15 protein-coding genes and 1 pseudogene are annotated in these 21,757 nt (G+C 59.9%); 6 read left to right on the top strand and 10 right to left on the bottom strand.

Going from position 1 to position 21,757, the window contains the following annotated elements:
* Positions 1-66 precede the first annotated feature (66 nt).
* From AC3CHX_RS05185 to AC3CHX_RS05165, 5 genes and pseudogenes are all read left to right on the top strand, one after another.
* Positions 67-849: an SDR family NAD(P)-dependent oxidoreductase gene (locus AC3CHX_RS05185; protein WP_488643024.1), complete on the top strand. Its 783-nt coding sequence runs from the start codon at positions 67-69 to the stop codon at positions 847-849.
* Positions 850-1,137: 288 nt separating this feature from the next.
* Entirely contained in the window at positions 1,138-1,830 is a 693-nt protein-coding gene (locus tag AC3CHX_RS05180) for a GntR family transcriptional regulator (protein ID WP_488643023.1), read from the top strand.
* 8 nt (positions 1,831-1,838) lie between these two features.
* Positions 1,839-2,876 (top strand): Ldh family oxidoreductase, encoded by a 1,038-nt coding sequence (locus tag AC3CHX_RS05175; protein ID WP_488643022.1) that lies wholly within the window; start codon positions 1,839-1,841, stop codon positions 2,874-2,876.
* A gap of 125 nt (positions 2,877-3,001) precedes the next feature.
* Positions 3,002-4,327: an MFS transporter gene (locus AC3CHX_RS05170; RefSeq protein WP_488643021.1), complete on the top strand. Its 1,326-nt coding sequence runs from the start codon at positions 3,002-3,004 to the stop codon at positions 4,325-4,327.
* Positions 4,328-4,477: 150 nt separating this feature from the next.
* Positions 4,478-4,648: pseudogene (locus AC3CHX_RS05165) on the top strand (electron transfer flavoprotein subunit alpha/FixB family protein); the annotation flags it as partial.
* A gap of 211 nt (positions 4,649-4,859) precedes the next feature.
* On the opposite strand, the gene AC3CHX_RS05160 reads toward AC3CHX_RS05165, so the two are convergent.
* From AC3CHX_RS05160 to AC3CHX_RS05135, 6 genes are all read right to left on the bottom strand, one after another.
* Positions 4,860-8,273, bottom strand: a complete 3,414-nt coding sequence (locus tag AC3CHX_RS05160; protein ID WP_488643020.1) for an AAA family ATPase — start codon at positions 8,271-8,273, stop codon at positions 4,860-4,862.
* Between the two features lie 193 nt (positions 8,274-8,466).
* The gene (locus AC3CHX_RS05155) at positions 8,467-10,269 is read right to left on the bottom strand and encodes an acyl-CoA dehydrogenase (protein ID WP_488643019.1); all 1,803 of its coding nucleotides are present in this window, start codon (positions 10,267-10,269) and stop codon (positions 8,467-8,469) included.
* A 224-nt stretch (positions 10,270-10,493) separates the two neighbouring features.
* The gene (locus AC3CHX_RS05150; protein WP_488643018.1) at positions 10,494-11,744 is read right to left on the bottom strand and encodes an acyl-CoA dehydrogenase family protein; all 1,251 of its coding nucleotides are present in this window, start codon (positions 11,742-11,744) and stop codon (positions 10,494-10,496) included.
* 40 nt (positions 11,745-11,784) lie between these two features.
* A complete protein-coding gene (locus tag AC3CHX_RS05145) occupies positions 11,785-12,549 on the bottom strand; it encodes an SDR family oxidoreductase (RefSeq protein WP_488643017.1) in 765 nt (254 codons plus the stop codon).
* A 51-nt stretch (positions 12,550-12,600) separates the two neighbouring features.
* Positions 12,601-13,626, bottom strand: coding sequence for a phosphotransferase (locus AC3CHX_RS05140; protein ID WP_488643016.1), 1,026 nt, complete (start codon positions 13,624-13,626; stop codon positions 12,601-12,603).
* Positions 13,627-13,650: 24 nt separating this feature from the next.
* Positions 13,651-14,322, bottom strand: a complete 672-nt coding sequence (locus AC3CHX_RS05135) for a histidine phosphatase family protein (RefSeq protein WP_488643015.1) — start codon at positions 14,320-14,322, stop codon at positions 13,651-13,653.
* Between the two features lie 120 nt (positions 14,323-14,442).
* On the opposite strand from AC3CHX_RS05135, the gene AC3CHX_RS05130 reads away from it, so the two are divergent.
* Entirely contained in the window at positions 14,443-15,339 is an 897-nt protein-coding gene (locus tag AC3CHX_RS05130; protein ID WP_488643014.1) for a LysR family transcriptional regulator, read from the top strand.
* Positions 15,340-15,482: 143 nt separating this feature from the next.
* Here the strand turns inward: AC3CHX_RS05130 and AC3CHX_RS05125 are convergent, their stop codons facing one another.
* The 4 genes from AC3CHX_RS05125 to AC3CHX_RS05110 form a co-directional block, all read right to left on the bottom strand.
* Positions 15,483-16,607 (bottom strand): porin, encoded by a 1,125-nt coding sequence (locus tag AC3CHX_RS05125; protein WP_488643013.1) that lies wholly within the window; start codon positions 16,605-16,607, stop codon positions 15,483-15,485.
* Between the two features lie 329 nt (positions 16,608-16,936).
* Entirely contained in the window at positions 16,937-19,600 is a 2,664-nt protein-coding gene (locus tag AC3CHX_RS05120) for a helix-turn-helix transcriptional regulator (RefSeq protein WP_488643012.1), read from the bottom strand.
* A gap of 236 nt (positions 19,601-19,836) precedes the next feature.
* Entirely contained in the window at positions 19,837-20,391 is a 555-nt protein-coding gene (locus tag AC3CHX_RS05115) for an RBBP9/YdeN family alpha/beta hydrolase (RefSeq protein ID WP_488643011.1), read from the bottom strand.
* Positions 20,392-21,732 carry an MFS transporter gene (locus tag AC3CHX_RS05110; RefSeq protein ID WP_488643010.1) on the bottom strand — a complete coding sequence of 447 codons (1,341 nt, stop codon included), beginning with the start codon at positions 21,730-21,732 and terminating at the stop codon, positions 20,392-20,394.
* Between the last annotated feature and the right edge of the window lie 25 nt (positions 21,733-21,757).

Here is a 21,757-nt window from a genome sequence, read left to right as displayed (position 1 = left end):
GCTCAGACCACGCGTCTGGTATAGGCCGCCAGGCCGGATGAATCACACATAGAAGGAGACACAGCAATGCATCAGGCCCCATCCCTACAACCGTTTGCCGATCTCGACGGCAAGGTCGCTTTCGTGACCGGAGCATTCAGCGGCCTTGGCCGCCATTTTGCCCTCACCCTGGCGGGCGCCGGTTGCCGAGTGGCGCTGGCCGGAAGGCGCGTCGCCGAAGGCGAGGCCCTGCTCGCCGAACTGCGGGAGATGGGGCGCGAGGCCTGCGTAGTCCAGCTGGACGTGCGAGACGGCAACTCGGTGGCATCCGCCTTTGCATCGGCTGCGCAAGCCCTGGGTCCGGTGCAGATCGTCATCAACAGCGCAGGGATAGCCGTCACCCGTGCCGCCATTGACGTCACGGAAGACGAGTGGCAAAGCGTGATCGACACCAACCTGAACGGCGCCTGGCGCGTCGCGCAATGCGCAGCGCGCAACATGCGCGATAGCGGCGGCGGCAGCATCGTCAACATCGCCTCGATCCTCGGCTTGCGGGTAGCCCAGCAGGTCCCGGCCTACGCGGCGGCGAAGGCCGGCCTGATCCACCTGACGCGCGCACTGGCGCTCGAATGGGCACGGTACGGCATTCGGGTCAATGCGCTGGCGCCTGGCTACCTCGCCACCAATATCAATGACACGTTCTTCCACACCGACAACGGACAGGCGATGATCAAGCGCATTCCGCAACGGCGCCTGGGCGCGCCCTCCGAACTGGATGCGCCCCTGCTGCTGTTCGCTTCCAGCGCCTCGAGCTACATCAACGGCGCGGTCCTGCCAGTCGATGGCGGTCATTCCATCAATACCCTTTGAGTGAGCGCAGATGCCTATGCCTATGCTAATGAATGCACTGTGCCGGGAACTGCAAACCGCCCGGAAGCCATCGTCGTTGTTGAAAAGTTCTATATATAATTGGTGGAAAATTGGTGGTTTTTCGAATGAAAATCATGAAGAATTACCTCTTCGCCGTGCATGGTTCGGTTGTTGCATTGAATTAAACTTCTATATAGGTTTCGAGTGAAAATTACGCCCCCATCCCCACTGCCCGCCGCGCCTTCCAGCGGCACTGGACACCCTGCCCAAGCCCGGAAAGGGACATCCATGACCAAGCTGAATAGTGTTTCGGAAGCCATCACGAGCGACATCGAATCCGGATCGCTGCGCGAGGGGGACAAGCTGCCATCCGAGGGCGAGCTGGCTGTCATGCATGAGGTCAGCGTCGGCACCATACAAAAGGCGCTTGCCCGCCTCGCCCACTCCGGACTCATCATCCGCGAGCATGGCCGAGGCACCTTTGTCTCCGGCTCCAAAGTGGCGCCCGCCGATGTCCGTCATCTGCGCTTTATCAATGCCGACGGCCAGGAACTGCCGTCCTACGTACATGCGCGCTCCGTGAAACGGATGCGGCGCAAAGGCGCCTGGTCCGAGTTCCTCGGCGGCGACGGCTTCGTGCGGGTCGAACGCGTCATCAATGTTGGCGGACGGTTCGACCTCTACAGCGAATTCTGGCTGCGCGAAGAGGACTTCGCCCAGCTCGGCGATCTCGACCGCGCCTCGCTGGAAAAGAATCTCCGCGAGCTTATCGGCCAGCGGCTCTCGCTGCCAACGCTGCGTGTGGATCAGTGGATCCGGTTCGGATCCATCCCGGCCGTGCCGGCGCGCGAACTCGGGCTGGAAGCCGAGTCGAACGGGCTGATCATGGAACTGCGCGGCTACACCTTGCGTGACCGGCCGCTTTATTACCAATGCGTTTATTCCGGACCGTTCTCAGAGCGGCTGGTAGTCGTGCGTTAGGAGGATAGATGACGAATTCCATTTGGCAAGCGAACGCCCTTGAGGCGTGGATCACGCAAATCTTCGCGGCCTGTGCCATGCCACCGGAACAGGCAGCCGAAGCCGCCGCGATCCTGGTGCGCAGCGAACTGCGCGGTTACAAGACGCATGGCCTGACACGCGTCGCGGCCTATGCCGCGCGGCTGAGCGCAGGCGACTTTAACCCGCTGCCTAAGATGCAGGCGCGCAGTTTCCCCGGCGGCATCGTGCTCGATGCGGACGGGGCCATGGGACAGCTCGCCGGCCCGCACGCGGTGCGCCTGGGTCTGGAGGCACTGAAAACCAGCGCGTCCGTGCTCATCGCCGTGCAATCCTGCGGCCACCTCGGCGCGCTCGGCATCTACGCGCTGCTCGCGGCCGAGGCAGGCGCATTCTGCATGATTGGGCAACGCACCCCGCCCATCCTCGCAATGGAAGGCTTCGATGCGCCGGCCATAGGCCACAACCCGATCGCATTCGGTTGTCCGCTGCCTGGGCAGCCGCCGCTGGTGTTCGATATCGCCTGCAGCGTGGCAGCGCGCGGACATATCCTGCTGGCCGCACGCGAAGGACGACCGATACCGGAGGGCTGGGCGCTGAGCGCCGCTGGCGAGCCCACGACCGATGCCGATGCCGCGCTGGCCGGCTCCTTAATTCCCATGGGTGGGCATAAGGGGATCGGCATCGCCATGATGGTCGAATGCCTGGCGGGCGCACTGACAGCCAGCGCCGCCTCGCAGGGTTCCGACAAAAACAGCATCCAGAAGGCGGGTGCCGCCGGACGGCAGGGCGGCTTTATCTGGATGGTCAAGCCCGATGCCTTCGCCGAGGGAGACATATTCGGCCAGTATATGGCGCAATGGACGCAGACCTATCTGGCCGCCGGCGGCGACCAGGCGAGATTACCGGGCAATCGTGGTGACACTATGGAGCGCGAGGGCCGCCGGCACGGCATCAAGCTGCCCACCGCCATTGCGCGCGAGCTCCAGGCCTTAGGTGAAGAATTCCGTATCAACTTTCCGGAATGAGGCAGGCGCCGGCTTGGCACCCGGCGGCCCTCAAGCAGTACGTGGCACATGGATGTAAGCAGCAAATCGAAAACGGCTGGCAAACAGCCGAACTATAACAATGCGCAAGACGCAATGGAGATACTATGCTCGTCGAACCTATCAATCAGATACCGCCTTCGCCCTCCCGCATGCAGGGAGCAGCGCAGGAGAAATCCATTTCCAAGCCGGCCGCCATTACCGCGATCACCATTGGCAGCGGCCTCGAGCTGTATGACTCAGTGGTTTACAACTTCTTCGCGACGCTGATCGGACCGCTGTTCTTCCCTTCAGGGGATGCTTTCACCCAGACCCTGTTGTCGTTCGCCACCTTCAGCATCGGCTACATCATGCGGCCACTCGGCGGCTTCGTGATCGGCCGCTACGCCGACCGTGTCGGGCGCAAGCCGGCAGTCATCCTGACCCTGTGGCTGATGGGACTGAGCTCCATTATCCTGGTGCTGACACCCACCTATGCGCACATCGGCATGCTGGCGCCGGTGCTGGTGGTCCTGGCCAGGCTGCTGCAAGGCTTTGCCATCGGCGGCGAGATGGGACCGGCTGCCGCCATGCTGATGGAGTATGCCAACGAGCGCAACCGCGGCTTCTACATCAGCTGGCAACCGTTCAGCCAGGGCTTGTCTGCGGTGCTGGCGGCACTGGTGGCGCTGGCCTTGTCTTCCTTCCTGTCGCCGGAATCGCTGAGCTCCTTCGGCTGGCGACTCGCCTTCGTGATCGCCATCATGGTGATCCCCGTCAGTGTCGTGATACGCTCCCGTCTGGAAGAAACCCTGACCAAACCCAAAACCGGCGCCGTGAAACAGGCGAGCGGCATGTCGGTGATGCGCGATAACTGGCGGTTGCTGCTGGCCGGCATGCTGTTGATGATCGGCCTGTCCTCGGCAATCCATATCGTGGTCTTCTATCTGCCCAACTACGCCGCCCTGCGACTGCACATTCCGCTGTCGAAAACCATCTGGGCCGGTTTCGTGAGTTCGCTGATACTGGCGGCCCTGTCGCCGCTCTCCGGCTGGCTGAGCGATCAGATCGGCCGCCGCAAAGTGGTGTTCTGCTCGCGCCTGGCGCTGCTGGCGGCGGCCTATCCCGCCTTTGCCCTGCTCAACGCCGAGCCCACGCTCGAACGCTTGCTGCTGGTGAGCGCCTGCCTGGCGGTGCCGATGACGATGACTGCGGCGTCGACGCTGGCTCTGGTCAGCGAAATCTTGCCACGCCACCTGCGCGCCACCGGCCTGTCGGTGACCTACTACGGCGCGGTGGTGATATTCGGCAGCTTCGCCCAGTTCTTTTCGACCATCCTGATCCACGCGACCGGCAACGTCAATGCGCCAGCCCTCTATCTGATCGGTTGCGGATTGCTGTCGCTGGTCGGCCTGCTGATGGTGCCGGAGACGCTGGGCAAAAAACTGTCTTGAGGACAGCCTGCCAGTCAGCACGTTGCTCCCCCTGAGCAGCAACTGCCTTACGCTGGTTCGGATCACGGCGCCGCATGGGCCGGATGGCCGGATCAGCGCAGTTGCTGCAGTAGGTGAAAAATCAAATAGCCCATGAAACACGAAGCACAAATTGCAGTCGGCATTTCCGGCGCGATCCGGTATCTGGCTGGCATGAAGGATTCGAAGACGATCGTGGCGATCAACAAGGACCCGGAAGCGCCGATCTTCGCGGCGACCGATTACGGTATCGTCGCCGACTTGTTCGAAGTCGTGCCGCAGCTGGCTGCTGAACCCGGCTAACAGCGGAGTTTTCCAGGAACATATCGAAGTGCCGGTCGATTACTCCTATAAATAAGCGTTTTCCGGGGTAATCGTATAACGCCTCACCGAGGTGATGCCGGTCGAGGTGCGCACCGCCGGTTTTTCCTTCGCATACAATCAGGCGACAGCGATTTTTGGTGGCTTGGCGTTCAATAGATAGTGCAGTGCGACCGCTGCCATGACACACGCTTCAGTGGAGTTCGGCGAGCAGCGCCCGGGCCTCCTGCAGGTCCGCAGTGTCGAATCCTTCGGTGAACCAGCCGTAGGTCTCGGCCAACATCTGGCGGGCGTCGCCTGGCTTGCCCTGCTGTCGCCACAGCCGGCTCAGGCCCATCACCGTGCGCAGCTCCAGCGATCGGGCGCGCTGCCGGCGAGCGATCGCGATCGCCTTCAGGAAGCAGACTTCGGCTTCGTCCCGGCCGCCGGCCTCGTCCCCCTCGCGGCGCGGCTGCAGCAGCGTCAGCTCCCCCTTGAGCCGATACAGTTCCGCCTCGTACAGGCGCTCTTCCGTTCGGTCCACCTCGGCCAGCGCCTCGGCCAGCGTCGTCAGCCCTGCCTCAGGTTGTCCCGCTCTTCCGTAGGCGTCGGCCAGCAGCGCCAGGAAATGCGTCCGCCAATACTCCGCCCCGGTGGCCCGGTAGGCGGCCAACCCCTGTTGCATCTTTTCGATGCCTTCTGCCGCGCATCCCTGCTCGGCCAGCGCCCAGCCCGAGAGAATGGTTCCGTAAGCCAACCAGAAAGGGAAGCCATGCTCGGTCGCGAGAGCAAGGAGTCCCTCCGCCAGCTCGCGCATCGGCTGCGCCTCGCGGCGATGCAGATGAATTTCGGCGGCGAAGATCAAGGCAGTGGCCGAGGCAGGAGGATGGGATAGGGTCTGCGCCAGAGCGAGCGCCGCCTGGCTGCGTGCGAGGGCTTGATTCGGATAGCCGAGAAGCCACAGGTCCAAGGCTACGAAGGCCAGCCCCAGCACGCCGGGATCCGCTCCATAGTAGAAGGCAGGCGAGTGCTGCTGCCGAGTGTCATAAAGGGCCAGGGCCTGCTCCAGCTGTGCGCGGGCAGGTTCCAGCTCGCCGAGACTGAGCAAGCTGGCCCCCAACGCCCGATGGGCTTGTACGAGCAGCGCCGGATCCTGCGCCTCTTGCGCCAAGGCAAGGAGTTGCTCCCCCAGCTTGCGTGCGGTCGGCAGCTCCCCATGGACTTGATAAAACGTGCGCAGCCCCAGCAGGGCGGGGAAGAGCTGGACCGTTTCCCCGAGCTGTCGACACAGCGTCAACGCCCGGGTATAGGTCACCTCCACTTCCGGGGCAGCGAGCCCCTTGGTGGCCATCCAGGCCGGACCGAGGGTGATCTGGAGCGCGAGTTCCTGTCGTGCGCGCTCGGGAGCATCGGGCAGGGTCTCGAGCAGGGCCAGGGCCGTGGTGAGGTGAACGACCGCTTCGGCATCGGCGGAACGCTGCACCGCCTGGCGCCCGGCGGAGTGGAGGTATTCCACCGCCTTCGGCGCGTTGCCGCTGCGGCTGAAATGATGCGCCAGCTCGTTGCAGTGTTCTTCGAGCTGGGCGCCGAACAGGGCCTCGATCGCCTGGGCCGTGCGCTCGTGCAGCGCACAGCGCCGCTCGCTCAGCAGCGAGCCGTAGGTCACCTCCTGGGTCAACCCATGCTTGAAGCTGTACTCCACCTCCGGAAACGCCGGCTGCTCGTAGATAAACTCCGCGGCCTGCAGCCGCGCCAGCAGGCTCCTCAGTGCCTCTTCGGGCTGCAGGGCGACGCGCGCGAGCAGGCTCCAGGGAAATGCCTTGCCGATCACCGCCAGGGTCTGCAGCAGCGCCTTCTCGGCCGCCCCCAGCCGGTCGATGCGGGCGGCGATCACCCCCTGCACGGTGGTCGGAATGTGCAGTGTGGTCGGGATCTTCTCGAGCCGGTAATGCCCGTGCTCGCCGCGCAGCACCTGTTCCTCGATCAGCGTCTGCATCACTTCTTCGATGAAGAACGGATTGCCTTCGGTCTGCGCCAGGATCAGTTGCTCGAATGGGGCAAGCCCGGCGGCGTCGCCCAGCAGGTCTCGCAGCAGTTCCCGCGCTTCGGCTGCGCCCAGCGGATCCAGCCGCAGTTGGGTGTAGTAGCCATTGTGGCGCCAGTCGTGCCGGTACTCGGGCCGGTAATTGACCAGCAGCAGGATGCGGGTGTTGGCCACGCTCTCGCCGAGAAAGCCGAGGAAGGCCTCGGTCTCGCTGTCGAGCCACTGCAGATCCTCGACGATCAGTTCGAGCGGCTGGGCCATGCTCTCGCGCACCAGGAGCCGCTTGATCGCCTCGAAGGTGCGCTGCCGGCGGATCTGCGGGTTCATCTGCGCCAGCGCCGAACCCGGCTCGGTGACCCCCAGCAGGTGGAACAGATAGGGCAGGCTGTCTTCCAGCGCGCGGTCGAGGGTCAGCACCTTGCCGGTGAGCTTCTCCCGCCGCCGGCGTTCGTCGTCCTGCGCGGTGATCTGGCAGTAGTTCTTCAGCAGTTCGATCAGCGGCAGATACGGATAGGCCTTGCCATGCGAGACCGAGTAGGTCTCCAGCACCAGGCAATCGCGCGGCGCGCTTAGCTTGAATTCGTGGTACAGCCGCGACTTGCCGACCCCCGGCTCGCCGACCACGCCGACGATCTGCCCGTGCCCGGCCTGTGCCTGCGCGCGCGCTGCGCGAAGCTGCTCAAGTTCGCGGGTACGGCCGACAAAGCGCGCCAGCCCGCGGCTGGCCGCCACCTGCAGCCGGGTGCGCAGCGGGCCAACACCAAGCACTTCGAAGACGGCAAGCGGCGCGGGCAGTCCCTTGATCGGCATCGCGCCGAGCGCCTTGAAGGCGAAATAACCCTCGGTTAGCTTGTGAGTGTGTTCGCTCGCGACGATCGAGCCGGGCACCGCGATGCCCTCCATGCGTGAAGCGATGTGGATCGAGTGCCCCACCGGGTCGTAGTCGGTGTGCAAGTCGTCGGTGCTGATCGCGCGCACCACCACTTCGCCGGAGTTGATGCCGACGCGGATCTGCAGCGCGACCCCCTGCGCGAGGCGCACGCGGTCGACGTAGCGGCGCATGGCGTCTTGCATGCGCAGCGCGGCATACAGAGCCCGCTGCGCATGGTCTTCGTGCGCGATCGGTGCGCCGAACAGCGCCAGGATGCCATCGCCCATCGACTTGGTCACATAGCCTTCGTAGTGATGCACGGCCTCCATCATCAGCGCCAGTACCGGGTCGATCAGGCGGCGGGCGTCTTCGGGATCGAGGTCGTGGATCAGCGCGGTCGAGCCGGCCATGTCGGCGAACAGCGCGGTGACCGTCTTACGCTCGCCATCCGACGCGCCGCGGGCTTCCATTGCAGCCTGTGCCGCCCGGATGCGCTCGACCAGATAGGGGGGCGTGTATTCGATGGGGGCGCTGGCCGCAAGCGCCGCGCTCGGGGGCTGCCCATTCAAGGGCGCGCCGCATTCGCTGCAGAACTTGGCGCTTGCGCTCGCCTCGTGCCCACAGGCCGGGCAGGCGCGCGCCAGCATGCCGCCGCATTCCTCGCAGAATTTGGCGCGAGTCGGATTCTCGAACCCGCAGCTTGCGCAACGCATAGGGATTACTCCGGCCTCCGGGGTTTTCAGGGTTTGACAGTTCCTTTAAATCTTAGCACTTAGACAGAATGGATGTTTTTGATTAAAACCGCGACATGTCAATTGGCAACCTAAGGACGGCCCTTTGGCTATTATTACTGTGAGGCCAACGCACAGTTACAAGGGTTCTGTCGGGTAGCTGACAGAAACAATTTTAGAACTGGTCTTCGCTCAGCGCCAACACGCCAGCGCTGCCATTGATGATCGCGGCGCGAAGTCCGGAAGACTGCGACAGAATGTGATCTGCAAAGAAACGCGCAGTCCCAATTTTCGCCTGGTAGAACTGCGCATCGCCAGCACCGGCGCCCAGTTTTTGCCGCGCAATCACTGCCGCACGTGCCATCTGCCAGCCGCCAAGGACAATACCAGCCAGTTTCAGATACAACACGCTGCCCGAGAAGACGGCTTTGACATCCGACTTTATATTGTTGACGACATACTCCACCACGTCTTCCAGCGCAACGCTCCCTTCGGATAGCTGACGCAAGATTGCCTTAATGTCGGCGCCATGCAGGCCTTGCGTCAATGCCGCCAGTTGCGCTTCGGTCGCGCGTATCTGGGCGATGATGCCCTTGACTGTCGCGCCACCGTCACGCACCGTCTTGCGGCCAATCAGGTCGTTCGCTTGAATAGCTGTCGTGCCTTCGTAAATGGTCAGGATCTTGGCATCGCGGTAATGCTGGGCTACGCCGGTTTCTTCAATGAAACCCATGCCGCCGTGCACTTGCACGCCATCGCGCGTCACATCTTGCGACATCTCGGTTGACCAGCCCTTGATGACAGGCACCAGATACTCATACACCGCCAGATTCGCGGCGCGGGTAGCGGCATCCGGGTGATGGTATGCGATGTCGCTGATGCCTGCGCCAACGTAGGCCAACGCGCGTGCCGCTTCAGTCTGCGCGCGCATCGACATCAACATGCGGCGCACGTCAGGGTGATGAATAATCGGCACGGAAGCAGCCGAACCGGCCACATCGCGTGACTGCACGCGATCCTTCGCAAACGCAACTGCATGTTGGTAGGAACGCTCGGCCAGACCGATTCCCTGTATGCCGATGCCGAAACGGGCTGCGTTCATCATGATGAACATGTATTCGAGGCCGCGATTTTCCTCGCCCACCAAGGTGCCGATTGCGCCGCCATGGTCGCCGAATTGCAGCACCGCGGTCGGACTCGCCTTGATGCCAAGCTTGTGTTCGATGGAGACGCAATGCGCGTCGTTGCGCGCGCCCAGCGAACCGTCCGCGTTGACCAGGAACTTCGGCGCGATGAACAGGGAAATGCCCTTCACGCCCGCTGGCGCGTCAGGCGTACGCGCCAGCACCAGATGGATGATGTTCTCAGCCATGTCATGCTCGCCGTAGGTGATGAAAATCTTGGTGCCGAACAACTTGAATGTGCCGTCGCCCTGGAGCACCGCGCGCGTGCGCACGGCCGCCAGATCGGAGCCTGCCTGCGGCTCGGTCAGATTCATCGTGCCGGTCCACTTGCCGGAAATGAGCGGCTCGAGGTAGGTGGCCTTTTGCGCCTCGCTGCCGGCGGTCAGCAGCGCCTCGATTGCGCCATCGGTCAGCAAAGGGCAAAGCGCAAACGACAGGTCGGCGGAATTGAGCATTTCGATGCACGGCGTGGCCACCAGTTTCGGCAAACCCTGACCGCCGAAATCGGCTGGGTGCTGCACGCCTTGCCAGCCCGCCTCGCCAAATGCCTTGAACGCTTCCTTGAATCCTTTGGCGGTCGTCACTTCTCCATCGCGCCAGATGCTGGGTTCGCGGTCGCCCGGGCCGTTCAGCGGCGCCACGACGCCGCTGCAAAATTTCGCATTCTCTTCCAGCACGGCTTCCACCATATCCGAGGTCGCTTCTTCGCAACCTGGCAAGGCATTCACGACATGCAGGCCGGCCAGTTCGTTCATGACGAACAGCATATCTTTCAGGGGGGCTTTGTAACGCATTTCCTATTCTCCAAAAAACAGATCACGGTAGCCCGTCGGGTGGCCGGAACAGGCCCCATCCCCATGCATGTGGATTCCATCCGGCATGCGCATACCCGGTGCAGGGCGCAGCCGGCGTAGCCTCAGCAGCGCAGAAATATCCGCAGAACGGAACCATGCATGCCAGTACCGGGGGCTCAGCTTTGCAGTGTTTCCCGGGAAATAGTTAGCCGTCAAAACGCAGGTTACAACCGCTCTGGCGGCGTCAGATAAGCCGCCGTGACCCCTGGCGTTTTCTGACTATTCTTGATTTCCATGCGGGCAATGGACTGCAGATGCACTTCATCCGGGCCATCGGCGTAACGAAGTGCCCGGCCCCAGGTCCAGTGGTCGGCGAGCGGCGTGTCAGGACTGATCCCCATGGCGCCGAAGGTTTGCATGGCGCGATCGCAGACGGTAGTGTGAACGGTGGGCACCAGCGCCTTGATCATGGATATCTCCTTGCGGGCTTCCTTGGCCCCCACGTTGTCGATCATCCAGGCAGTTTTCAATACCAGCAAACGTGCCTGATCGATCTCGATACGCGAGCGGGCGATCCACTCAGAAACGGTGCCCTGTTGATGCAGGTATTTACCAAAAGTCCGGCGTTCCTGGGCACGCGCGATCATCAACTCCAGCGCCAGCTCTGCCGCACCAATGGAGCGCATGCAATGATGAATGCGGCCCGGTCCCAGCCGTGCCTGCGCCAGTGCAAAACCACTGCCCTCCTCGCCCAGCAAATTGCTGGCGGGAACGCGCACATTGCGGAACACGATCTCGCAATGTCCCTCGGGGGAGTGATGATTCATGATATCGATGTTACGGACAATCTCTACGCCAACGGTATCCCGCGGCACCAGAATCATGCTCTGCTGCTGATGGGATTCGGCAGCAGGGTCGGTCTTGCCCATCAGGATAAAAATCTTGCAATGCGGGTGGGCGGCGTTGGTAATAAACCATTTGCGGCCATTGATCACATAGTCATCGCCATCGCGCTCGATCAGGGTGGTGATATTGGTCGCATCGGAGGATGCCACGTCCGGTTCGGTCATGGCGAAGGCCGAACGAATCTCGCCGTTGAGCAACGGCAGCAGCCACTGCTCGCGTTGCGCCGGGGTGGCAAACATATGCAGCAATTCCATATTGCCGGTATCCGGCGCATTGCAGTTAAACACTTCCGATGCCCAACTGATGCGTCCCATGATTTCTGCCAGCGGCGCGTATTCGAGATTACTCAGGCCGGTGCCGGGCTCACCTTCTTTCAGATGGGGCAGAAACAGATTCCACAGCCCTTCCGCTTTCGCCAGTGCCTTCAGATCCTCCATAAACGAGACCGGAAAAATACCGGCATGGACTTCCTCGTTGTACTGGCGTACGCGCGGCAGGATGTGCTGATCCATAAAATTTCGCACGCGGGTGCGCAGGTCTTCTACCTTCGCTGTATATCCAAAATCCATGATGGACCTCTCTATCGGGTTCGTTGTTCGCTATCGTTGATTACAGGGTGACGCCGCCATCGACGACGATACATTCGCCGGTGGTGTAGCTGGCTGCGTCGGAGACCAGATACAGCACAGTACCGGCCATTTCCCGGGGTTCGGCATGGCGTCCCATTGGCACCTGCGCGATAACTGTGTTGTAGATTTTTTCATTCTCGAACAGGGCGCCCGCAAATTTGGTCTTGGTGAAACCGGGCAGTAGCGCATTGACACGAATCCCCAATGGCGCGCATTCTTTGGCAAACGCCTTGGTCATGTTGACCACCGCAGCCTTGGTGATGGAGTAAATGCCCTGCATGTCACCGGGCTGCAGGGCGTTGATCGAGGCGGTATTCACAATCGCGCCGCCACCGTTTTCTTTCATCAACTTGCCTGCTTCGACCGACATGAAGAAATAACCGCGAATATTCACGTCGGCAGTCTTGTTGTAGGCAGCCAGATCTGTGTCCAGAATATGACCGAAGTAAGGATTGGTGGCCGCATTATTGACCAGGATATCGAGCCTGCCGTGAACCTTCCTGATATGGGAAAACACCGCAGCGATATCCTCCATCGAACCGACATGACAGGCAAAGGCTTCGGCGCTGCCGCCTTGCGCAATGATGGCATCCGCGACCAGCTGACAACCTTCCAGTTTACGGCTGGAGACAATCACATGGGCGCCTTGCTCAGCCAGTAGCTTGGCGATTTCTTCGCCGATACCCCGGCTGGCACCAGTCACGAGGGCGATCTTGCCGGTCAAATCAAATAGTTTTGTGCGCATTTTTTCCTCCGGTAGTTGCTTCTATTTTTTGCAAATCAATGCCAGCGTGGCCTATTTCTCAAGCAGTGCAACCGCCAGCTGCGCCAGCTGTCCGGCCATCTTGCCCACTTGCAGGGCCTTGTCGCTGGAAGCATTGCCATCCAAGGCGCGTTTCAGCACTCCCTGCACAATCGCTGCCAGTCGAAAAAAGCTAAACGCCAGATAGAACGGCCAATTGTCGATCGCGCCGATACCGCGCAGCGCGCAATATTGGGCGACAAGCGCGGCCTCAGTCGGGATCCCCAATTGCGCGCGATTTTTGTCGGCCAGCCCGGAAATGTGACCGGTGGAGGGCAAGCGCAAACACATGCAGAAATAGGCCAGGTCGGCTAGCGGGTGTCCGAGGGTGGAGAGCTCCCAGTCCAGCACTGCCAGCACCCGCGCTTCAGTGGGATGAAATACCAGATTGTCGAGACGGTAGTCGCCATGGACCATGCTGAGCTCGCCGTCCTCTGGCGGCATGTTGGCTGGCAACCACGCGATCAGCGTCTCCATGGTCTCGATGGTCTCGGTTTCGGCGGCGCGGTATTGCTTGGTCCACATGCCGACTTGACGTTCGAAATAATTACCTGAGCGACCGTAATCGCCCAGTCCGACCGCATTCACATCGACATCATGTAGCGTCGCCAACACGCGTATCAACTCGCTGTAAAGCGGTGTGCGTTGTTCGCGCGGCAGCTCCGGCAGGGCCGGATCCCAGAAAATTCTTCCCTGCTCAAAACTCATGACATAGAACATACTGCCGATCACCTCACGGTCTTCGCACAGGAGATAGGCGTGCGCGACCGGCACCGCGGTATTTCTCAGGGCGTCCAGTACACGGTATTCCCGATCCACCGCATGAGCACCTTTTAGCAAAACCCCGGGCGGTTGACGACGCAATACGTAGTCACCACTCCGGGCTTTGAGGAGGAAAGTGGGATTGGACTGTCCACCCGCAAATTTCTCAGCCGTCAACGGCCCCTGAAAACCGTCGATTCGGGTCTCCAGATAGGCCGCGAGTTTGACCGTATCAAGGCTATTCACATCAGTTGTCATTTACCAAATCTCCGTCTTTTTTCGTTATCCGTAGCTGATCGTGTGCAGGCGACCCGGTCGATCAAGGTGCGGGATATTGTTAAAACTCGCCAGTTTGACCGAGCGCTCATTGAAGTAATAATGCGAAAAGCTGCTGTTTTTAACCTGCAAATTAAGTTCGATGGCGGTGTTCGCGGGAGCCTCCAACACCTGCCGGCCCATCATGCCGATCGGGCCGCCGGAGCTGACAACCAGCACGCGCTGCGCGCCACATTGCTGGATAAAGTGACGGGCATCACTGACCCGCTGAGCGAAGGCTTCCCAGCTTTCCGGCAAGGTCCCGGTCAGTTGGTCAACAGCCCAAAGCTGGAGTACCTGCTTTAGTCCTTTATAGAAGTCACGTTGATCGCCCGATGCCAGCCGCTTTAACTCCGCATGGGTTTCACCCAGCGCGTTGTACAGCGCATAGAAATCATATTCGTTAAGCTCCGGGTGCTCAGTAAAAATCGGGCAACGGCCCATGCCGCGACAAATTCCCTCAGCAGTTTGGCGGTGACGCAACTGGGTACCGATGATGACCCGATCAAATTGAATGTCGCGCTCGGCAAAATACTGTCCCAGCCAAAGGGATTGCTGCTCCCCTAGCGTCGACAGCCGATCATAATCATCCGTCCCAAATGATGCCTGGCCGTGCCGAACCAGATAGAACTCCGCCATGCCGCACCTCCGTCTTTGCAGAAGCAAATAATAGCGAGCGAATCGATATTTTTAAAATTTATTATATTTATGCCTTACCATCACTAGTAGTTATGGACTCAAATTAATGCGGGAGTATCAATGCGATTAAACCAAGTCGATCTCAACCTGTTTGTGGTTTTCGAGACCATCTATGCCAAGCGCAATCTCACCCGGGCGGCGGAAGTATTGTGTATTTCCCAGCCTGCGGTGAGCAACGCCCTGCAGCGAATGCGCAAGACCTTTAACGACCAACTGTTTGTCAGCACCCCCCAAGGCATGGTGCCCACACCAGTGGCAGAGAACATTGTCGGCCGCGTTGGCGAGGCCCTGCAGTTGCTCAATGCCAGTGTCCAGGAGGCCGATCTATTTATGCCGATCAGCGCCCAAAGGGTATTCCGGGTCAGCATGAACGACCTGACGGAAACCCTGCTACTGCCCGCACTGGGAGACGTGTTACAGCGGCAGGCCCCGGGTATCCGCATCGAAAGCTACTTTAGCAACCGCCACGATGTCCCCCGCGAACTGGCGACGGGGGCGCTGGATCTGGCGATTGACGCCCCGCTGATCAATGATCCCCAACTGCGTCACGGCCCATTGATGAGCGAGCGCTACGTATGTATGCTGCGCAAGGGTCACCCAATGGCTGATCAAACACTCAGTCTGGAGAACTATCTGGCATTGGGGCATATCCATATTTCGAGTCGTCGCGAGGGACTGGGGTATGTGGATACAGCGCTCAACAAGCTTGGCAAGCCGCGCAAAATTCAGATGCGGGTGCAACACTATATGGTGGCGCCATTAGTCGCCATGCGCACTGACCTGGCGCTGACAGCCCCCTTAGGACTGGTGCAGGGCTATGACGCAATACAGTTGGAGCTGCCTTTTGAGCTGCCGGCTATGGAATGGCATCTGTACTGGCACCGTAGTGCGGACCGGGACCCGGCTAACGCTTGGCTACGGGACAAGCTGCTGCAGTTTATGCGCGCAGTGAAATAGGCATGGTTCTGGTGCAAATTTTCCAGGCAGTTACATTGTCGCTTCAGGTATTCGTGTTTCAAAACAATTGGAGGCACCACCATCAGGCGCGATATGCCTGATAGTGGTGACGCAGCCGACCGCTGCTTTTTTTTTCGGGAACGTCAGAACTGCTTGCGAATGCCAATCATCACCGCTGTCGTATTGAGACCTGGCGCAACAGGTTGCCCATATGCAATCGACTGATTCATGGCGCCCTTGTTGGCGACGTAGCCGGCTTCCGCATAGAGCGACGTGCTCTTCGAAAGACTGTAATTCGCGCCGACGATAAATTCGGTCGACTTGTTCGCCGAATGGTTCTTGTCGCGCTGGTAATAAACGCCACTCGTCACCGCGAACGCCGGGGAGAAACGATAGCCCAAGCCACCCGAAATCATGTCGAAATTGGTGGTATTGGGGTGCGCGGGACTCCGGCCATTGCTGTAGGACGCGCTTACCGAAAAATCATTGATCAAATACAGCGCGCCGGCATAGATGAATTGATTGTTGTCCACACCGGTAGGCACGCTCGCCGGGCTGGGATTCGTGTCATGTCCCTTGTAATACGCAGCCGCGAGCTTTAGGCCGTTGTTATCATATTGCAACACGGCGGACTCACGCGTGCCGGCCTTCACGTTGCCGGCCACGCCACCCGGCGCATATTCGAGGCTGGCGGTCACACCGCCGAAGTTCGGCGACGTATAAATGATCGCATTGTCGTCGAACACTGCCCCGAATTGCGCATTCGTGCTGGTTCCCGGCCAACCTGCAGCGGCGTTCATACTCACATAGCTGGTGAAGATGCTGCCAAAGTAGTTACCTTGGCGCACATCGGTGTACGCCATCGCGTACATCATCGGGATAAGCTGACGGCCGAAATTAAGTGAACCAAACGGGCCGGATATGCCAACAGCCGCGAACTGATTGAACATTGCCGCTACGCCAGGTGTGCCGCTCAATCCAAATTTGCCGTTCGTGCTGTCAAACGTACCTTGCAATTTGAAATTGGCGTTCCAGCCGCCTCCCAAATCTTCCATCCCCTTGAAACCCAGGAAACTGGAATACACACCGCCGTCCTTCAGGCGAATGATGTTCCCGGTATTCTTCGCAGCCGGATTGTAGGATGCGGCGGACGTGTTCTGATACATCACGCCGGTATCCACCTGTCCATACACCGTCACCGACGATTGTGCTTGAACAGTACCGGCAAGTGCTGTCAATGTGGCCATAGCTGCAAATCTTATTTTCATTTTGTCTCCTGGATTAACTGATCCGGTTGTCCCCGTGGACGCATGGCGCATCTTTCGACGAAATCCATCCGACCGTTTCAATTATGGTTTGTGGCCTTGATAGGATCGTAGGATACAAATGAGATCAGTCCCCCCCCTGCGAAAGGGGGGCAAATGTCAGGCATCATTTGTCGGAGTTGCTATGAAAGCCGGTCCCTCATCACCGACATGTTCCGCATTATGCGTAGCAACAAATGACTTTCCGGCAATGATCAGGATCGAGGGAATGGGGCGGGGCCACAGGTGGGAAACGATATCCCCCCGCAGGGAAGTATTGCCTGGCGCTGGCGCTATTCCATGCCTTCCAGCAAGCCCAGCAGCTGTGCCCGCCGCACGGCGTGCTTGCGCGTTCCGGCATCGAGCTTGCCAAACAGGTTTTTCAGGTGCCATTTCACGGTTTCGTCGCCGACTTCCATGGCATTAGCTATTTCTTTATTCGAAAGATTACGCGCGAGATGCTCGAGTACCTCGCGTTCTTTAGGCGTCAGCACCATGCTCGGCAAGGCTCGCGGGGCGGCGCTTGGCCGATCACGTGCGGGGACTGCCGAGTGCGCCATTTTTGTGATGCGCTCTGCCCCCTCTTCGCTCGTGGTGCGGCGTACCCAATCCGCAAGCGCGGGGTGGGCATCGACGAAAGTGCGGGACAGGCTGAAGGTTTGCGCCAGATTGACCGCTTCGAGTAACTGCGGTCGACTGTTTTCCCCCATACGATCCATGGCAAAGGCGTGCAGCGCCAAGATTTCAATGCGATAGCGGTTCAGCCGAACTGCCTCGACCATCGGCAAGACTTGCGCAAGATTCGCTGATGCTGTGCGCCAGTCCTGAGCGGCAATCGCCGCATTAGCATGTGCCAGCCGCTGCAATAGTTCCACCGCAGCGCGCCAAAGCGGGCCTTTTGTCAATGCATATTCGGCACAGATTTCGTCGATCCTCTGTACCAGCGCACGGCACGTCTCCGAACGAAAACGTCCGGCATGCATCCGCACCTGTTCGCCCAGGCTCACCACACATAGCCGGGGAAGATGCCGCGCTACTCCCATCGCGTACATCGCTTCAAGCAAATCCAACGCCCGATGCTCGCTGCCCCGGGCGGCGGCAATCCGGGCGGCCGTCCGATAGCCGAGCATTGCAGTTTCAGGGGTGCCTGCACGTTCGAGGACATCCAAGCGGTTCGCCAGTAATTCTGACGCCTCATCCAGGCAGTCACGCTCAAATACTGCGGCCGCAAGCAATGACGCGATCATGCAGGCGAGCGGATGGCGCCGCCCCAGATCCGTATCGGCGCTGGCGAGCGCAGGGCGCAATACTTCCTCAGCCAGAACGACCTGGCCCTCCCACATATAGCTAAGGCCAATGATGAAATCGCCCCATCGAACCCCATACCGGTACCCCTGGCCGAATTCCCCCGTAAAAACCATCTGAAGATGCCGGCGCGCCCGCGCCGGATCGCCCGCCAGAATAGCCAAAACAGCCTGCCGATTGACATGCATTTGCACCAGGCGCTGATCACGAGAGGGAGGCGCTACCGCCACCCACGGCTGGAACAATTCGACGTAGCGATCCGGGTCGTCGGCGTAATAGGCAGCACCGCTCGCGATCAACGCACACTCATAGCGTAGCGATGCGTCGAGCGCCGGATCATCCAGAATATCCCGCACCAGCACCTCGGCTTCGCCATGCCGTTCACTCAGCGCCAGCGCCCAGGCTGCCGCCAGACGCAGTTTTGGACGTTTCTTTAACTCAGCAGCGGGGAGTCGCTCAAGCCATTGCAGAACCATCTCCTGATGACCTTGCGTCACCGCATCGTATAAACATTGTTCCGCCAGATCGTAAGCGACTTCGCACTGTCCTGCCGCAAGGGCGTGGTGCGCTGCTTGCTGGAGCATGCCATGTTCAACAAACCAGCGCATGGCGCGCATGTGGATTTCAATTTGTTCGTCCGCCGGCAAATTGGCTAGCCTGCTACGCAATGCATCGCGCACCAGATTGTGAAGGCGCACCCAATCGTTTTCATCGGATGTAACAAAGAAAGGCGTTTCTCGGACCAGATTCGCCAGGCGATCTTGCGCCCCCGCCAAGCCGGTCAGTGCATAACACATTTCAGGATGAATCAAATCAACACATGAGATTCGCACCAGGAAATCGACATCAGCGGCCGTCAGGTTCGCCAGCAAGCCGCCAACCAAACGATCACTGCGACCTACGCCGCCTCCCATCATCTTCGCCATCGAAGCCCGTAAGTCGTCGCTTTTTTCCATTCCGGCCATCACGATTTGCAAGCCGAGCGGCCATCCCTCGGTCAGTTCGTGCAGTCGTGCCGCGGTATCGGCTTCAAGTTTTGCACCGAAACGGTTACGTGCGAGTGAAATGGTTTCATCCAGTTTGAACCGCAAATCTTCCGCCCCTAGCAACAAGGCTTGCCCATAGTCCAGCAGATCCGCGATCGCCGCGTCGATCCGAGTGCGTGCGGCGACGACCACGTTCAGATTTGGCGTCACGTTTCGCATGAGGTAAGTCAAAGCGGAAAAGTTGGTAACCGACAGGCTCTCCGCATCGTCGATCATCAATACGACCTTGAGTGACGTTTGTGCCACTTCGGCCAGCCAGGCCGTCACGCCTTCGAGCTCGCCAATTCCGGTGCCGGCCGATTCCAGCAGCAGTCGCCCAAAACCAGGCCGACCGCATCCGATCCGGACTGCCAGCACGAGAGAATGCAGGAAGCGCTGCAGGTCATATCCCGGATCCGCGGTGACCCAGGCCACGGCCGCTCCCTTGGCCAAATACTCGCGACGCCACTGCACGAGCAGTGAAGTTTTCCCGAATCCGGATTGCGCCTGCACGGCAATGACGGAGCGATCGTGAAACTGCTTGTCAGCGAGGCTCAGGCGTGGTCTGGCGAGCTGATGCCTGGACGCGCGCGGCGGCATCGTCTTAAGTACGAGCTCTGAGTACATCGTTGCGTTTACGCCGGCTACCAAGGCCATCTAGCAGATTCTCCAGACACGCATTACTGAAACATCAGGCATCAATAGGGTACTGTCAACTTGGTTAATCGACTCATGATCTCATAAAATAGCGGCTACAGCGGCTTCCGACGGCGCGGCCATATGACCGGCCTAATGAACGAAAACACGACTTGAAAATTCGGGTTGCCTGATACGATTTCCGACATCCCACCGAATCGAGGGATTTAATAAAGCTTGCGAATTAACGCTTCTGCCTGCGGCCATTCACCAAAGCCGACTGCCGGGTTCAGATGCCCTACATCGCCGAGGTTCACAAGGTGGCTGCCCCAGTCCTGGGACAGCTGGCTGATACGGTCGAAGTTGCCGAGTGGATCGTTGGTGCTGGCCGCTACGATGCTTGGGAATGGCAGTGTCTTGCGCGGCAAGGGCAGCCAGCCATTGTCACGGATTTCCTCGAGCGTTGGGTAGCCAGGCGGCAGCGGCGACTCCAGATCGGCAGGTGTGGCCAGCAACGCACCGTGAATCGGGTGCCGGTATTTGTTCGCCCAATGCACGGTAATCATCACGCCGGCACTGTGGGCGACCAACACGACGGGTCCATCGATCCTGTCGAGCGCATTTTCGAGCGCCTCTATACGAGCGGCGCAGCTCAACTTGTTGTGATCGAGCGGCGCGACGGAACAGACGTTCGGTAGCTTTTTCTCAAGAATAGTCTGCCAGTGCGCTTCGACATGATCGCGCAGGCCGGGAACGAGCAGGATGGTGGTTAAGGTAGTCATCTATGAATGTGGCTCTATTGAATTTTGATCAACTGATCCCTTCTCGGACTCAGATGTGCGGATGCGCAGCAAGTCTTTGGCATAGTTGCGCCGACCAATGGAAAACGCGATGACTGCGCAGAGCGCGACCAAGGGTACGATTTTCATGGCACCAACGAGGCCGATACGGTCTGCGAACATGCCGGTCAGGTAAGGACCCGGTGCCAGACCAAGCAGGTTGTTGCAAAGCGTTAACGTGGCGAACGCAGTTGCGTGAATCGATGGATGCGTCAAGTTGGCAACCATTGCGCCGGCAGGTCCGGTGGTTCCCGCGACCAGCAGCATGCCGGCCCCGATCATCGCCAGTTGTGCCGTGCCCGGAGGCAATTGGAAGGCTATCAGCAATAGTATTGATGAAATCGTCGAGTAACAGATTGCAACGGTCCATTTTCTATGCGGGGCATTGCGGCTGACGCGATCGGTAACGATGCCGCATAGCACCATGCCGACTGCACCGATGAGAATGAACGCCGCGGCGCCGACGCCGGCCTTGTCGGACGGCAGACCGTAATAGCGGTTCAGGAAACTCGGCATCCAGGCAATCATCGATGCCATGATAAAAAGTTGGAAGCCGCTACCAACGTAGGCCATGACGACAGACGTCGATGAAAACAGGCCTGTGAACAGCGAGCGAAGGTTGCCCGGCACGGACTCTTGCCGTGCATGGCCGCTGCCAGTGGCATGCAATCGGTGTTCGACCACAATGAGTCGATACAGAAAAACTAAAAGGAGACCGACAATTGCCATCCCCCCGAAAGACCAGCGCCAGCCGAAATGCGCGGCAAGGATACCGCCTGCGGCCATGCCTAGCACCGAGCCAGCCGCGCCGCCCGCCATGAATGCACCTGTCAGGGTCGATCGCATGTGTGCAGGGAAGATGCTCAGGATCAAGGCAATGCCCACGCTGCCGTAGGCCGCTTCGCCGACTCCCACGAAGAAGCGGGCGGCAAGCATTTGATGGTAACTACCCGCCAACGCGCATGCCAGCGTAGCTACGCTCCAAAGGCCGGCCATCAGGACGATACTCTTGACGCGTCCCCAACGGTCGGCAACGATCGATAGCGGAAAGGTCAGCAGGCCGACCAGCAGCGCTACCACGCCGCTGAGTGACCCCAACTGGGTATCCGACAGATTCCACTCGGCTTTGAGTATCGGGAAAACCGCATTCATAACCTGGCGCGACATGTAGTCGGAAAGCAGCAGACCGAACGTCAGGGCAAAGACGATCCAGGCATAGGTGCGCGGTGTGGTCACAGCCGGGGCATTAAGCACCGTCGTGGCGTCGGTAGCGTAAAGTTTCACTATTGTCTCCAGGTTCTTTGGCTCC

Source organism: Glaciimonas sp. OK215 (assembly GCF_057787885.1).
This window is presented reverse-complemented; position numbering and strand designations above follow the sequence as displayed.

Excerpts from the sequence above, each read along its gene's own strand:
- AC3CHX_RS05145 (WP_488643017.1), bottom strand. The coding sequence starts at position 12,549 with ATGCGCACAAAACTATTTGATTTGACCGGCAAGATCGCCCTCGTGACT.
- AC3CHX_RS05185 (WP_488643024.1), top strand. The coding sequence starts at position 67 with ATGCATCAGGCCCCATCCCTACAACCGTTTGCCGATCTCGACGGCAAG.
- AC3CHX_RS05150 (WP_488643018.1), bottom strand. The coding sequence starts at position 11,744 with ATGGATTTTGGATATACAGCGAAGGTAGAAGACCTGCGCACCCGCGTG.
- AC3CHX_RS05180 (WP_488643023.1), top strand. The coding sequence starts at position 1,138 with ATGACCAAGCTGAATAGTGTTTCGGAAGCCATCACGAGCGACATCGAA.
- AC3CHX_RS05135 (WP_488643015.1), bottom strand. The coding sequence starts at position 14,322 with ATGGCGGAGTTCTATCTGGTTCGGCACGGCCAGGCATCATTTGGGACG.
- AC3CHX_RS05120 (WP_488643012.1), bottom strand. The coding sequence starts at position 19,600 with ATGTACTCAGAGCTCGTACTTAAGACGATGCCGCCGCGCGCGTCCAGG.
- AC3CHX_RS05175 (WP_488643022.1), top strand. The coding sequence starts at position 1,839 with ATGACGAATTCCATTTGGCAAGCGAACGCCCTTGAGGCGTGGATCACG.
- AC3CHX_RS05170 (WP_488643021.1), top strand. The coding sequence starts at position 3,002 with ATGCTCGTCGAACCTATCAATCAGATACCGCCTTCGCCCTCCCGCATG.
- AC3CHX_RS05125 (WP_488643013.1), bottom strand. The coding sequence starts at position 16,607 with ATGAAAATAAGATTTGCAGCTATGGCCACATTGACAGCACTTGCCGGT.
- AC3CHX_RS05155 (WP_488643019.1), bottom strand. The coding sequence starts at position 10,269 with ATGCGTTACAAAGCCCCCCTGAAAGATATGCTGTTCGTCATGAACGAA.
- AC3CHX_RS05160 (WP_488643020.1), bottom strand. The coding sequence starts at position 8,273 with ATGCGTTGCGCAAGCTGCGGGTTCGAGAATCCGACTCGCGCCAAATTC.
- AC3CHX_RS05130 (WP_488643014.1), top strand. The coding sequence starts at position 14,443 with ATGCGATTAAACCAAGTCGATCTCAACCTGTTTGTGGTTTTCGAGACC.
- AC3CHX_RS05140 (WP_488643016.1), bottom strand. The coding sequence starts at position 13,626 with ATGACAACTGATGTGAATAGCCTTGATACGGTCAAACTCGCGGCCTAT.
- AC3CHX_RS05115 (WP_488643011.1), bottom strand. The coding sequence starts at position 20,391 with ATGACTACCTTAACCACCATCCTGCTCGTTCCCGGCCTGCGCGATCAT.